Raw genomic sequence first — 15,037 nt, forward strand, 5'->3', positions numbered from 1 at the left:
GAGATTATGACAGAGAGTTTATTACTCTATATGAATCTACGCTCAAAACAGATTGTGCGTGTACTTGCAGGCATCGGATTGTTCCGGTGTCTGTTTCTTATCGGTATCGCTGCCATCCTGTTTTATGCTTTTGCGAAAGTAACGAGCGTATGGGTATTGCCGGTGTGTTATCTGCTTATGCTCTGGCTGTATCATAACAGCAGAAAAGACAAGAAGTTTCTGTCTTTACAGGTGCAAGGAATCAAAGGATTGTTTACGGCAGAATATTTATTGCTCGGTTTACCGTTTATTATTTCGGGGATAATTGCTGCAAATTACATTTCTTTACCGGTTATCATACTGATTGCGGTAGTTATGCCGTGGATTCACCCTGTCAGGTTTCATTCTATAGTTCTGCCTATACCCTTATTATACAATGGGGATTTGTTGTATAGAAGGATGTTCCGGAAACAAGTATCCCTGTATGCGGTATTGCTCTTTCTGGCTTTCATGGGAGTACTGCATGATAATGTCAATCTCTGTAAAGTATGCCTGATATTGTGGGGAGCAATTCAGGGAACGGCATATATGGTGACGCCACAGAAGCATGAACTCTCTGTCTATAATAGTTTCGGAATGTATCAGCTGATACTGGTCAAATCAGGGCTGAGGAATATCTTTATAACCATGTTCCCGTTAATTGTACTTATGCTTGTGCTGATACACGATACAGAAACTATACGTTTCTGTCTTGTATTGTTTTCTTCGACATTGTTATACCAGTTGAATATGGGCATGGCAAGATTCTCCTTTGAGACACAAACAGTCATGGGAATATACTGGCTGCTTTTCCCGTTGCCGTTATTTTTAGTTTCGATTATAACCCCAGTCGTACTGATACTTTATTTGGCTTTGAATATAGGCCTTACACTTTCAGTCAAGAAAAAATATAAACATATATGGAACTGATATATATAAAAGATTTGAGCAAGGCATACGGTAAGACGAGAGTGCTTGACAACCTTTCCGTTTCTTACGAATCCGGGAGAATCTACGGACTGGTGGGAGAAAACGGAGCCGGGAAAACTACACTCTTCAATTGCATTATGGGAGTGACCGATTACGACGGTGAGATAAGGAAGTCCTCCAGAATGGCCGTTGGCTATATGCCGGCTGAAAGCTTCTTCTACTCCCTTATCACAGGAAAGGAGTATCTTGAATTCTGTATTAAAGCCAAAGGGAAGAAGATGGATGCTAAAGCCATAGATTCCTTGAATAAAGTCTTTCAACTGCCATTGGAAAGATTCGCTTCTGACTATTCCACAGGAATGAAGAAAAAGCTTGCACTTATGTCCCTGCTCCTTCAGGAAAATGACCTGTACATCCTTGATGAACCTTTCAACGGGGTAGATCTTTACGGGTGTATCCAACTTAAAAGAATCATACGCGAACTGAAGGACAAAGGGAAGACTGTCATAATATCATCGCATCTTATCAATGCGTTACACGAACTGTGTGATGAGATTGATTTTCTGGATGGTCATACCATTCGGAAAAGATATATCCAGGCATCAATTGATGAGATAGAGCAGGATATATTAAATAGGGGGAACAGTAATATGTAAAAAAATGATATCATGATGGACAATAATACTTTTCATAAAATACCGGTAACCTTCTCTGATGAAAGTTATAATAAATATCAGAATGAGGTAATGAACCTGTTGCATTTTATCAGGTTATTTCATCCTGTAAGTATAGTTAATCCTGAGAGATTCAACAGATTTGAAAGACAGGCAGAGAAAATCTGCCATGAAATGAAAGGTGTGATAGACTTGCAGCATTTCCAGTTTGCCTTGAATTCTCTGTTAGCCATGCTTGAAGACGCACATACTTATTTCATGCCTGAAGATGGATTAATTTATCCATACGAGATAAGATATTATGAAGGCTGTTTTTATCTGTATGCCATAGATTCTAAATATCCTGATTTTACGGGAAAAGAGATTGTTTCCATAAATGGCATATCCGTTAAAGATATCAGGGCGGCTATGCGTAAGGCAATGCCCTCGGAGAATGAAGTAAAGGCAGGATTATGGAGTTTTTATCTGAATCGTAAAGCATTATTGCATCAGATAGGACTAGAAACTGCAAAGGGAGTTTGTCTTGGCTTTCATGATGGGAGTAGCTTGCTTTTTGAGTCGGAAACAGAGAATCGCTCCGGATGGTATCAAGTGAAATTTCCTTCCTATCCTGTTACTGTGAAGCGTGATGATTTGTTCTCCTATCAGATAATTGAAGATAAATGCTATCTGCAATTTAATGCGATGTATGATTTACAGTCGTATTTGCAATTATGCCAGATTACGGATGCCAAAGTGGAAGATAATTATCTGAACTTCCTGCCGTCATTTCTCGAATTTATAGATAAGATGAATGCCGATTTAAAGCAACATCATATACAAAAGCTGGTGGTGGATATGCGTTATAATGGTGGAGGAAACAGTATGCTTGGCGACCAGCTTCTTCAATATCTTGGGGTTGATACGGACGGTATATCAAAATATAAGACATTTGTCAGAAAATCAGATTTTCTTTTCAAGTGTATGCCTGATTTCTATGATTGCAGGAAAGGTAAACCTGGAGAACTTATTCCGATGGAGGATTGTGAACACTTGTCATTCCTTCCCAAAATAAAGAACCGTTTTGAAGGGAAGGTTATATTCATACAAGGCCAGAACACCTTCAGTAGCGCCAATTACTTGCTTACAACTATAAAGGATAATCATCTTTTCCCCATTATAGGTACTCCGACTTCGCAGAAGCCTACTTGCTTTGGCGATGTATTGCCTGTTGAACTGCCGTTTACAGGTACAAAGGGATACATAAGTCACTCTTTCTTTGAAAGACCGGATGTAAGTCGCAATGAGGAAGATTGTTTATATCCTGATTTTCATATACCTGTGTCTATGAATGAAAGGTTGAAGGGTATTGATAAATGCTGGGAATGGGTTGAAATGAATTTGTCTGATGAGTCGATAATTGTGTAATATATTGCTGTAAATAGTTTATTATAAAGATTCACGATGGTTATGAAAATGAAGTTTATAATTTCAGGCATTCTGATTGCCGCTATCGGACTGGTACTGTCGCACACATATCGTCCGTATGTATATGAGAACCATATCAATGATTATCATCTGGCAGATGTGATAGGCAGTATCGTTTGCGTACCGGCTGCGGTATTATGCGTCTATGGCATTGATAACAGATATTCGATAAAGCAGTACACAATTGGGGCTGCAGTAGTCTATATTGCATACGAGTTTCTCGGTCTTTTTCATATACATGGCACCTTCGATGTATATGATATTATTGCCATAATAATAAGCAGCCTTGTGTTTTATCGGATATGCTTGTTATTTGGAGTTTCAAGCGGCAGATAGATGGTAAATTCCGTGAACTCTCCTTCTGTGCTGTTGACGAATATTCTTCCCTCATGCGCTTTTATTACCTGGTCAACAAAGTTCAGGCCCAGTCCGAAGCCTGAAGCTCCGTTTCGGCGGCTGCGCTTTGCCGCTGCTGCGCGTTCGTATTTCTGGAAAATGATTTTCTGGTCGGCTTCGGATATGCCCAGCCCATTGTCGCGTACTTTCAGGATGGTGTAGCGTTCGCTTTCTTCAGTGGTGATGTGTATTTCCACACTCTCCTTTGAGTATTTGATGGCATTATTAATCAGATTGCTTAATACTTCACCCAGATAATCTTTGTCGGCATAAGCTGTTTTGGCCTGCAAGCTGATGATAAAGTTTACAGGTTTCTGTGCTTTGGCCTTGAATTTATCAGTCAGTTTCTCTATTATCGGTGTAAGCTCAACTTCTGTTTTATTCATCTCCAGTTTATGGTTTTCTAGTTTGGAGATGGTCAGTATCTTGTTGGTGAGTATTAACAGATGGTCAGTTTCGCTTTTTGCTATGTTCATGAATTTTTTCTTTATCTCCGGCTTACCTTCAAGTCTTCCGCTTTCCAGCATATCTTGTACCATCATAATTGTGCTGAGGGGTGTTTTCATATCGTGTATCATAGCGTATGAGAAGTCTTCGCGGATTTGTAAAATAACTTGCAGCCTTGAGATGATTTTTATTTGGAAAATAATACACGCTATTATAAAGCTTAGTACAATGATGGTGATTATAATAAGTAAATTTATTTTCCCGAAAAGAAACTTGTATGGATTTAGGATTACAAGTTGAACACCTTGTGATGAGTCTGCTGTAATATTTATGATCTCAGATTTTATTTCCCTCCATGGTAAAGCACTTGGATTGGGATTGCTTGAAGATAATATTTTATTATCGGAAATTCTTATTTTATGTACGGAAATCGAACATGGCAAATCAATGTCATTAAACATATCAGATGCTATAGAGTCTATTTTTGATAAAGACATCTTTAAGCCTATATTAGACAAGCCTTCGTTGAGACTGACTATTTCAGGTGCCAAATCATTTTTTTTAGCATCTGCTGGAATACTTACACCCACAATCTCAGTACCCTTAGGTGCTTCTTTAAATCTAATTGATATTTCTCTTCTTATCGCTTTTATCAGTATGGAATTACTCTCTTTATATAAATTATTTTCCAGAGCTACGTATGTATTATACAGCCATAATATTTGAAGTATTATTATTGCAAATGCTCCGATAAAAACGAAGACGCTAATATTCTTGTATTTCATATATATTGTATTTGCTTATTGCAAATATAGAGATATTTGAAAATTGACATATAATTATTGGACAGCATTGTTTTCACGGAGTAAATAGACACTATAGTATTTAACCTAATGCTGAAAACGGTTGATATCCGTTCACCCAAAACGGGGATATCCGTTCACTTTTCATACTCTTTACCTATGGCGATGCAAATTTATTGATTTTCGTCTGTAACGTTGCAGTTTTGATGTCTTTTTTGACGTAAACTGCTGCCTTGTAGCTCGAAGCGCACACTTGTGTGTACCAGCCTGTCTAATATTGCATCAGCTGCAGTCGTGTTGCCTTTCATCACATCGTACCAGTTAGCAACCGGCAGTTGTGATATGATAATCGTAGCTTTTTGTCCATGGCGGTCTTCTATAATCTCCATAAAGTCAAGCAACTGTTGTCCGTCAAGAACTTTCATTCCGAAGTCGTCCAGTATAAGCAGGTCAGTCTGTGCCAGCTTGGCGAAGAAACGATGCAGAGTACTGGATATGCGGGCAAGGCTTATTTCCTCGAAGAGCCTGTACAGGTTATAATAAGCAACTTTATATCCGTTCATGCAGGCCTGATGACCAAACGCTGTACCCAACCAGCTTTTACCTGTACCGGAAGCTCCCGTAATAAGTATGGACACCCCGTTTTTCACATAGTCACAAGTGGCAAGATTAAGCACTTTCTGCTTGTCCACGCCACGCTTGCAGTCATAGATAACTTCACTTATGGAAGCCTGATAACGGAAGTGTGCTTTTTTTATCAGACGGGCATTCCGGCTTTGATTCCGGTTATCCAGTTCAGCCTGTATAAGCAGTTGCAGACCGTCTTTCAAGGAGAGCGACTCTGCCTGTCGCGTCTCCTGCATGGTAGCCCAGTAATGGGCCATTCCGGGCATCTTAAGGTTTCTTAGAGCATTGATAATTTCATCCATCGTTATTTGTTTTGAGTGTTAGAAGTCTGTCATTTGAACTGTGATTTCCCACGGATATTACAGTGCTGCGGAGGAGCAAAGGAAAATGAAGGTTGCCCCACACCGGCACACTTGCTCTCTACCAGTAAACGGATAAAGCGATAGTTGCATCTGTCTACATTCAGGGCTGTCTCGCAGGCTTTCTGGAAAACGGCCGGATCACTGCTCCTTTGCAGGTTTAGAAGCCCGTCGCAGGTCTTGTAATGAGTCTCCGGAGGCATTGTGGAAGAATAAAATATGCGGCGGATTACATCTCCAAGTATGCCGGATGCACGCTCGGCACGCTCTATGTATGATTTTGCACTCATCCCTCTGTATTCCCGGGAGTTGCTTGCAAGATGCTCCTTTACGATAGTATACTTTCCCCTGTTGTAATCACGTATGTGAGTGGCTACAAGTTCACCGTCCACATATACTTTTACCAATGTGCGTGTATATGCAACATGTGCAGTTTTGGATATATACTGATAGGGTACTGTATAATAGTGCTGGTCACGTCCGAGATAGATACAGCAGTTGGTTGACACCTTCAAATCGGTATATGACACAATCTCAAAATCCCTGTCAGGCAGCGGCATAAGATTAGGCCTGTCTACGGCAAGGAACCGTTCCTCACGCGTATAAGGATGCTTCTGCATGCGTTTCTGGTTGTGCGCTTTCATTTTGAGCGAGGCTGCCCGGTTAAGCTCTTCCAGTGAATGGAAGGTTTCATTGCGGAGTTCGGCAAACACACGCATATAGACAAGCCTCACGGTCCCTTCCACGTTGCTTTTATCTTTTGGGTGTGCGGGACGTGCCGGTATGATGACCGTACCGTAATGATTGGCCATATCCTCCATTACACGGTTAAGTGAAGGCTCATATCTGTCGGTCTTGACAACAGCAGCTTTAAGGTTGTCAGGGACAAGCATCTTTGGTACGCCGCCAAGATGTTTCAGGCACTGCGTTATGGCATATACAAAGTCTTCCGTGCGCTGTGAACGTACGAAGAGGATATAACCGTAGTCGCTTGCAGGCAGAGTGGCTACAAAAGCCTGGCACTGGACGACCTCACCGGTTTCCATATCAACGTACCCCATGGTATCACCGGCAAAATCGAGGAAAAGCTTTTCGCCGCCAGTACGCATGTCGGCAAGTATGGTAGATGGCGATTCCTTTCCGGCCTCTGTGTTCTGATTGTAATGAAAACGGAACTGTGTCAGGCTGTAGTGGTCATCCGGATGCTCATTACGGTATTCCTCCCAAAGCAGCTTCAGCGTGACATGCTTGCGCTTCATCTCCTCCTGAAGATATGGAAGAAGGGCTTTGAATGTTTCAAAACGCTTGTCGCTATATGCAGGATTGCCGCCCTTGAGACGGTGCTCAAGAATGGGATCATCCAACCTGATAAGTTCATCAAGGCTCAGGCTGTCAGCGTTGACCTTATTCATGTAGTTGTTCACTGTCTCCTTGTTCATGCCGATTATATCAGCAGCCTTGCGGTTGGAGATTCCGCTCTTCTTTAGTAGAAGAAGTTGTTTGATCTGGCTCATATTCTTACTTTTTCCTGCCATAGTCGTATTGTATGAAGATTATATTCTGCATACAAGATACGGGAAAGAGTGGAAAGTGAACGGACATACCACGTTTTTTATGCAGGCATTGTCGTTTCTGTGAGAAGGTGAACGGATATGCTCCGTTTTTCGAATGTAAACAACTGATTATTGTATCATTACATTCTTATCTCTGAACGGATATACTCCGATTTCTGTATACTAAAACGGACATTTTATCGTAATCAAAAACCACTGAACGGATATGCTCCGTTTTTTTATGGCGTTTTGTGGCGTTTTTAGCTGAAATGAACGGATATACTCCGTTTTTCAGGCACTTTTCAAGGCCATTTTAGCAATAATTGTGGGTGGATTAAGCCGTTCTGAGTGGGTGGGTATGCTCCGTTTTCGGCAACCTAAAGATAACGTAGCGATAACATAAACTCTTGTGCTTTGCGCCTACCTTTGCAGCATAAGAAATAACAAATCAAGTATAATTTGAAAATTAAATTATTATGATAGCAGAATTAATCGTTTCAGCAGTAGCATCAGTGTCTTTGTCAACACCAAAGGTCGTTTATAATGTATCCTCAGATGATAAGAAAGTGACAAATATTGAGGCCTATTCGGTAAGTGAAGGTAAATATCTTAAGCGTCTGTATAAGATAAACTTTATTTATAATGCAGAGGGTGAGGTTACAAATAAGAATACTTATCAGTGGGATGAAAGAAATTCCGGTTATATATTGAAGGATACTGAGAAGTTTTCCAAATAAAATCCTTCAACTTCTCTCTTATAAAAGTTTCGCATGTTCTATCAATATACCTAAAAATATAAGTTATACAATGGATAAGACTAAAATCTGGAAAATAATTGCATCAATTTTTATGTTGATAGTTATTGGAATCCTATTAAAGAATATCAATATATCTAATATAAGTTATATTGTTTTCGTTCCTGTTATTTTATTACTAGGAATGATTTTTGAAAAACGAAATATTTACAGGGGATGGTTGATTTCAACAATTTTTGCTGTTTTATATTCCTTCCTATGGTATTTCTTTAACCCGGAAAAAGCGTTAGCTGCTATCGCTTGGATTTCAGCAGGTTCATTTATTTCATTGATAGTGATTTTTTTACTTAAACATATTAGAAAGGTTCGATAGAGCATTTGTATTAAAATTAGAGTAAGTCTGATGAATTCAGAATAAGGTAAGCCGTGTGTCAATCGTTCTCGTTACATTGACACACGGCTTATCTGGAAAGCAGCAATTACACTTAAATATTTTTGTGTTTTACTGATTATGTCTGTTGTTTGGAGTTTCAAGCGGCAGATAGATGGTAAATTCCGTAAACTCTCCTTCTGTGCTGTTGACGAATATTCTTCCCTCATGTGCCTTTATCACCTGGTCAACAAAGTTCAGGCCCAGTCCGAAGCCTGAAGCTCCGTTTCGGCGGCTGCGCTTTGCTGCCGCAGCACGTTCATACTTCTGGAAAATGACTTTCTGGTCGGCTTCGGATATGCCCAGCCCATTGTCACGCACTTTCAGGATGGTGTAGCGTTCGCTTTCTTCCGTCGTGATGTGTATTTCCACACTCTCCTTTGAGTATTTGATGGCATTATCAATCAGATTGCTTAATACTTCACCCAGATAATCTTTGTCGGCATAAGCTGTTTTGGCCTGCAAGCTGATGATAAAGTTTACAGGCTTCTGTGCTTTAGCCTTGAATTTCTCGGTCAGTTTCTCTATTATTGGAGTAAGCTCAACTTCTGTCTTGTTCATCTCCAGTTTATGGTTCTCCAGTTTGGAAATTGTAAGTATCTTGTTGGTGAGAGCAAACAAGTGGTCTGTTTCGCTTTTTGCTATACTCATATATTTGTTCTTTATCTCCGGTCTGTTATCAAGCCTTCCGCTTTCCAGCATATCCTGTATCATCATAATAGTGCTTAGAGGTGTTTTCATGTCATGCACCATGGCGTATGAGAAGTCTTCACGGATTTGGGAGATTTTGTTTAGCTTTGATATGATCTTTATTTGATATACTATGCATCCTATTATAAAAATCATCATGATTGCTGTTGCAATAATGAGTATCAACATTTGTCTAAAAATATTGTAATACGGAATTGTGATAATGGCTTGTACGTTAGATGAATTATCTAGTTTTATAGGTATTGGTTGTGTCCTAATAATGCCAAATCGTTTAATATTCCCTTGACGTGTTGTTTCTACAATATTTCCGTTTTTTATTTTTTCGATATACAAATCAGTTTTTATTTTATGCTCAAAAAGCATTTCTTTAAAAATAGAATCCAGACGATTAATATTATTAGTAATGCCATATGTTCCTAAGCTTTCTAATAAATAAGTTACCTCTGGGTATGTTCCTGTTTTCTTGGTTCTTGGAGCACCGAGAAATTTTGTTCCTTTGGGGAGTTCTGAAAAATGCGATGTCGCTTCTTCTAATGTTGCTTTTGCAAACAAATTATTGATGGATTTTTCTAATTGGTTTTTATATAGATAGAAGGAGTTTCTAAGCCATATTCCTTGGAGTGTTAATGCAAGAAATATACTTATGATGGTTATAATTCTAATATAAATACGTTGCATAATTAACAGAAAGCATTGTGATAACGAGAAGTTACTTGGCGTAGAAAGTTTAACTTTTACCTTTACAAAGGTAACATTAGAAATTGATATTATATGGAAACAGAAAGAAAATGTAAGTGAATTATCTTTTGAGGAGTGAATGGGCGGAACGAATCTTATATAGTTATCTATTATTTGGCCTATTGTCAGAGTGGTTATTGCACAACAGAGAGATTTAGGTGGGGTAATGGATTGTTTGGAACAGTGAATGGATATATTCAGATGTAACATTATGGAAAGGAGATTGAATATTTTTTTGAAGGTTGTATTAACCTAAAGATAACGTAGCGATAACATAAACTCTTGTGCTTTGCGCCTACCTTTGCCGCATAAGAATAACGAAATAACATAAAACATTTCAATTATGAGAAGAATAATGAGACTGGCTTTTGTAGCCATTGCAGGTTTTGCCTGCATGCCGGCAGTTGTAAGGGCACAGCAGATGCCTCCGGTACCGGTAGATAAGGAAGTGAGAATCGGTAAACTGGATAACGGACTTACATACTATATCCGTCACAATGAATATCCGAAGAACCAGGTGGACTTCTATATCGCCCAGAAGGTGGGTAGTATCCTGGAAGAGGACGACCAGCGCGGATTGGCGCATTTTCTTGAACACATGTGTTTCAACGGGACCAAGAACTTTCCGGGAAACTCTATGGTCAAGTGGCTGGAGTCTGTAGGTGTGAAGTTCGGTTATAACCTGAATGCCTATACCAGCATTGATGAAACTGTATATCGTATCTCCAGTGTACCTACGGAACGTATCGGGGTGCAGGACTCCTGTCTGATGATTCTGTCCGACTGGGCTGACGGTCTGTTGCTGAATGGCAAGGACATTGACGAGGAAAGGGCTGTTATCCATGAGGAATGGAGAAGCCAGCTGCCTCCAAATATGAGAATCTTGGAGAAACTGCTTCCGGAGCTTTATCCGGACAGCAGATACGGACACCGTCTTCCTATAGGAACCATGGAAGTGGTGGACCATTTTCCGCATCAGGCTTTGCGCGACTATTATGAAAAGTGGTACCGCCCGGACCTTCAGGGAATAGTCGTAGTGGGTGACATTGATGTGGACCACATAGAAGGCAAGATCAAGGAACTGTTCTCAAAGATTGAGAAGCCTGTCAATCCGGCAGAGAGGGTTTACTATCCTGTGGCCGACAATGAAAAGCCGATTGTAGCTTTCGGCTCGGATAAGGAGCAGGATAAATATGTGGCTCAGATCATGTTCAAGTATGATGCCTTGCCCGATTCATTGAAGGGCACAATGGCGGATGTCACAACCGCTTATCTGCTCGATATGGCCCAGATGATGCTTCAGATAAGACTGAACGAACTGGGACAGAAAGCTGATGCTCCGTTTGCGGCGGCTTCTGCATTTTACGGTGAGTTTATTATGGCAAAGACGAAACAGGCTTTCCAATTTGCTATGCTTCCAAAAGGTAATAGTTTCGACGAAGGACTGAAGGCGGTCTATCGTGAGGCTCTCCGTGCCAAAAGGGGAGGATTTACCGCCACTGAATATGCGCGTTGCCGCACGGAATACCTGTCTCAGCTTGAAAAGGCATACAATAACCGGAACCAGCAGGAGAACAAGACACTGGCAGAATCGTATGTGCGTAATTTCATCGACAAGAAGCCGATACCGGGTATTGAGACGGAATATCAGATGATGAGCATGATTGTGAACCAGATTCCTGTGGAAGCTGTCAATCAGGTGTTCTCGCAGATTGTTTCGGACAAGAATCTGGTGGTTCTCGGTATGATGCCTGCACGCGAAGGTGAGTCCTGTCCTAAGGATGAAGATATCCTCGCATTGCTTTCTCAGGTGGAAGCCGAAAACATTGCTCCTTACGTGGACAATGTGAAGGATGAACCTCTGGTAAGCGAGTTGCCGGCAGCCGGAAAGGTGGTGAAGGAAAACATGCTTTCTGATTTCGGGGCCAAGGAATGGATTCTTTCAAACGGTGCCAAGGTGATATTGAAGAAGACCGACTTCAAGGCGGATGAAATCAATATGATGGCCGTGGCAAAAGGCGGTACTTCGGTTTATGGAAACGACAAGGCTGCGGACTTGATGTTTATGCCTGCTGTATTGGAACAGCATGGTCTGGGCAGTTTCACCAATTCGGAGCTGACCAAGCTGATGGCCGGCAAGCAGGTTTCACTCAAAGTAAGTCTGGATGATTATGTACGCAGATTGTCAGGAAATACGACTCCTAAGGACCTGAAGACTTACATGGAGATGATTTACATGACTTTCACCGGACTGACAGTAACACCGGATGAATTTACCGCCATGCAGAATCTTTATAAAGGAGTTATTCAGAATCAGGCACAGAATCCGAACTTCGTATTCCAGAAGAAGGTGCAGGAATTCCTTTATTCTTCGCCCAACAAGCAGGTGTTCGGTGTGAGTGACATTGAGAAGGCAAACCGTGAGGATATCCTTTCCATCATCCGTGAGCAGCTTGCCAACGCAGCCGAGTTTACCTTCGTATTCAGTGGAAACTTTGATGAAGCGGAATTAAAGGCACTGGTTGAGCAGTACATCGCCACCTTGCCGTCGGTGAAGGGAAAGAAACAGGAATTGAAGCACAACCCTGCGGTTGAAATCAAGTCGGGCAACGAGGAAAAGGAATTTTCCCTGAAGATGGAAGTGCCTCAGGGTAGTGCGGCGGTTATCATTAGCGGAAAGATGCCTTACTCATTCAAGAACAGGCTGATGGCTACCATGTCGGCACAGATTATCTCTGCCCGTCTTTTGAGTGAAGTCCGCGAGAAAGAGGGAGCTGTTTACAGTATATATACGCAGGGCTCTCAGGATCGGTTGTCTGAAGTGTCTGTTGTCTATCAGACCATATTCCAGGTGAAGCCTGAAAAGAAAGACCGTGCGCTTGAAATCATCCGCAGCGAGTTTGAGAAACTGGCAAAGGAAACGCCCGTGGAAGAACTTGACAAGGTGAAGGAGTTTATGGTGAAGCAAATAACTTCAGACGAACAAACCAACAGCTACTGGTGCTCCATGATGGCCGGCAACGAACTTCTGCCTTCTGAAGTCTGTGTGAAGGCGGAACAGGTCATCCAGTCCATCACCCCGAAAGAAATCTCCGGCTATGTGAATGAAGTAATGAAGCAGAATAACTATAGGGTTCTGGTAATGATGCCTGAAGAGTAAGTAGGATATTTTTTCAAAGGAAGCACATATTCTATTTTTATTCTGCCTAAAACACAACCGTCTGCATGCCTTGAAGAAAATCTTCACGATGCATGCAGACGGTTGTGATGTGTAGGCTAGGGAGAATCAGTCTCTATAATCTCCGTTTGCCTTAATCAGTTCAATCAGTTTTTCTACGGCCTGTTCTTCCGGAATGTTCTTTTCAATGCATTCCTTCTTTTTGTACAGGCTGATTTTACCTCTTCCGGCACCTACATAGCCATAGTCGGCATCGGCCATTTCTCCCGGGCCGTTGACGATACAGCCCATGATACCGATTTTCAGTCCCTTGAGATGGGAAGTGGCTGCCTTGATACGGGCGATGGTCGATTCCAAGTCGTACAGGGTACGTCCGCAGCCCGGACAGGAGATGTATTCGGTCTTGGAAGTACGGATACGTCCTGCCTGCAGGATACCGAAGGCGGTTTCGTCCACTTTCAGGTTGCTGATTTGGTTGCCGTGGTTGTAGAGTAGGATACCGTCGCACAGCCCGTCGATAATCAGGGCACCCATGTCGGCGGCCGACTTGATTTGCAGGTCTTCCGTTTCACTTTCCTGATAAAGTTGGAAGAATACCAGCGGGTTTTTCAGCCCTTGGTTCATCAGCTGATGGGCCAATGCACGGAACTCACCGAGACGGTTGTAATGGTTGCTTTGGGCCACGATAACTACTTCCGGATGCAGGCGCAGACACGCCGTCACCTCTTCGTTCAGTCCGAGGTAGGAAGTGAAGAGGAATTTCATCTTGGCCGGATGGTGATGCAGTTCGATGAGCTGCTGGTAGTTGAAAGCCGGATAGGTATGTTCGCTGCCGTCCCAGGCACAGGCATCCACGATGTAGCCGATGTCGGCTCTCCGGTTTTCCGGCAAGCGCTGTCCGCAGTACAGGTAGTCGGGTTTGAACTGTTCGCTCACTTCCAGGTCGTTGTTCAGACGGGCGGAGATGACCACGGGAAGCTGGTCGCCTCCGATGTTACCTACGGCTACGGTTTGTCTGCGGCTGGGATGCGTGTAGTTGAACTCCGGAGCTTCGGTGGCCGGAATGTAAGGGTGTCCTTCGCGTTTCAGCACGTAATCCACCAGTTTGCGGGCCACCGGAATTTCGGCTTCGGGGGCTTCGCTCAGGGATACGCGGATGGTGTCGCCCAGTCCGTCGCACAGCAGGGCACCGATGCCCAGGGCCGATTTGATGCGTCCGTCTTCTCCGTCACCGGCTTCTGTTACTCCCAGGTGGAGCGGGAAGGCCATGCCTTCTTTCTCCATCTGTTCCACCAGCAGGCGGACGGTACGTACCATGATGACCGTGTTCGAGGCCTTGATGGAGATGACCACGTTCGTGAAATTCTGTTCCACGCAGATACGCAGGAACTCCATGCACGATTCTACCATGCCTTCCGGGGTGTCCCCGTAGCGCGACATGATGCGGTCGGACAACGAACCGTGGTTCACACCGATACGGATGGCCGTGTGGTTCTCCTTGCAGATGTTCAGGAAGGGAATGAAGCGGTCGCGTATCTTCTGGATTTCTTTTGCATACTCTTCGTCCGTATATTCCAGTTGCTTGAAGGTGCGGGCGGCATCTACATAGTTACCCGGATTGATGCGTACCTTTTCGGCATACAGGGCTGCTACCTCAGCCACTTTCGGGTTGAAATGCACGTCGGCAATCAGCGGGGTCTGGTATCCCTGGGCACGCAGGGCGGCGTTGATGTTCTTCAGGTTTTCCGCCTCACGCACGCCTTGTGTGGTGAGCCGCACGTATTCACCTCCCGCCTCGATGATACGCTTGGCCTGCTCCACGCATGCTTCGGTATCCATGGTGACGGTGTTCGTCATACTCTGTATACGGATAGGATAAGCGCCACCCATAGGAGTGGCGCCCACATATACCTCGTTCGCCTGTCGGCGAGAATAGTTGAAGTAATTCATT

11 protein-coding genes are annotated in these 15,037 nt (G+C 42.8%); 6 read left to right on the top strand and 5 right to left on the bottom strand.

Annotated features, from left to right (window positions below):
• Positions 1–6 precede the first annotated feature (6 nt).
• Genes BQ7480_RS01905 through BQ7480_RS01915 form a run of 3 tightly spaced genes read left to right on the top strand, consistent with a single transcriptional unit; the run spans position 7 to position 3,029 of the window.
• Positions 7–948 (top strand): hypothetical protein, encoded by a 942-nt coding sequence (locus BQ7480_RS01905; RefSeq protein WP_139255690.1) that lies wholly within the window; start codon positions 7–9, stop codon positions 946–948.
• A complete protein-coding gene (locus BQ7480_RS01910; protein ID WP_235816624.1) occupies positions 939–1,604 on the top strand; it encodes an ABC transporter ATP-binding protein in 666 nt (221 codons plus the stop codon). Before BQ7480_RS01905 ends, BQ7480_RS01910 begins: the two co-directional genes overlap by 10 nt.
• 12 nt (positions 1,605–1,616) lie before the next feature.
• Complete coding sequence (locus tag BQ7480_RS01915; protein WP_072541493.1) at positions 1,617–3,029, top strand: S41 family peptidase; 1,413 nt, start codon at positions 1,617–1,619, stop codon at positions 3,027–3,029.
• Between the two features lie 353 nt (positions 3,030–3,382).
• Here the strand turns inward: BQ7480_RS01915 and BQ7480_RS01925 are convergent, their stop codons facing one another.
• From BQ7480_RS01925 to istA, 3 genes are all read right to left on the bottom strand, one after another.
• Positions 3,383–4,717: a sensor histidine kinase gene (locus BQ7480_RS01925; RefSeq protein WP_072541495.1), complete on the bottom strand. Its 1,335-nt coding sequence runs from the start codon at positions 4,715–4,717 to the stop codon at positions 3,383–3,385.
• A gap of 191 nt (positions 4,718–4,908) precedes the next feature.
• On the bottom strand, positions 4,909–5,664 hold the full coding sequence (gene istB, locus BQ7480_RS01930) for an IS21-like element helper ATPase IstB (RefSeq protein ID WP_072541496.1): 756 nt from the start codon (positions 5,662–5,664) through the stop codon (positions 4,909–4,911).
• Between the two features lie 29 nt (positions 5,665–5,693).
• Entirely contained in the window at positions 5,694–7,256 is a 1,563-nt protein-coding gene (gene istA / locus BQ7480_RS01935) for an IS21 family transposase (protein ID WP_072541497.1), read from the bottom strand.
• Positions 7,257–7,750: 494 nt separating this feature from the next.
• Between istA and BQ7480_RS01940 the strand changes: the two genes are divergently transcribed.
• Positions 7,751–8,011, top strand: coding sequence for a DUF3836 domain-containing protein (locus tag BQ7480_RS01940; RefSeq protein ID WP_072541498.1), 261 nt, complete (start codon positions 7,751–7,753; stop codon positions 8,009–8,011).
• A 70-nt stretch (positions 8,012–8,081) separates the two neighbouring features.
• Positions 8,082–8,402 (top strand): hypothetical protein, encoded by a 321-nt coding sequence (locus BQ7480_RS01945; RefSeq protein ID WP_072541499.1) that lies wholly within the window; start codon positions 8,082–8,084, stop codon positions 8,400–8,402.
• A gap of 129 nt (positions 8,403–8,531) precedes the next feature.
• Here BQ7480_RS01945 and BQ7480_RS18315 read toward each other — a convergent pair whose 3' ends face one another.
• Positions 8,532–10,118 carry a sensor histidine kinase gene (locus BQ7480_RS18315; protein ID WP_317043138.1) on the bottom strand — a complete coding sequence of 529 codons (1,587 nt, stop codon included), beginning with the start codon at positions 10,116–10,118 and terminating at the stop codon, positions 8,532–8,534.
• Positions 10,119–10,251: 133 nt separating this feature from the next.
• On the opposite strand from BQ7480_RS18315, the gene BQ7480_RS01955 reads away from it, so the two are divergent.
• Positions 10,252–13,068 (top strand): M16 family metallopeptidase, encoded by a 2,817-nt coding sequence (locus tag BQ7480_RS01955; protein WP_072541501.1) that lies wholly within the window; start codon positions 10,252–10,254, stop codon positions 13,066–13,068.
• Between the two features lie 126 nt (positions 13,069–13,194).
• Here BQ7480_RS01955 and BQ7480_RS01960 read toward each other — a convergent pair whose 3' ends face one another.
• The gene (locus BQ7480_RS01960) at positions 13,195–15,036 is read right to left on the bottom strand and encodes a 4-hydroxy-3-methylbut-2-en-1-yl diphosphate synthase (RefSeq protein ID WP_072541502.1); all 1,842 of its coding nucleotides are present in this window, start codon (positions 15,034–15,036) and stop codon (positions 13,195–13,197) included.
• Between the last annotated feature and the right edge of the window lies 1 nt (position 15,037).

Origin of the sequence: Bacteroides mediterraneensis (assembly GCF_900128455.1) — a bacterium.
In the GTDB taxonomy this organism is placed as follows: Bacteria; Bacteroidota; Bacteroidia; order Bacteroidales; family Bacteroidaceae; genus Phocaeicola; species Phocaeicola mediterraneensis.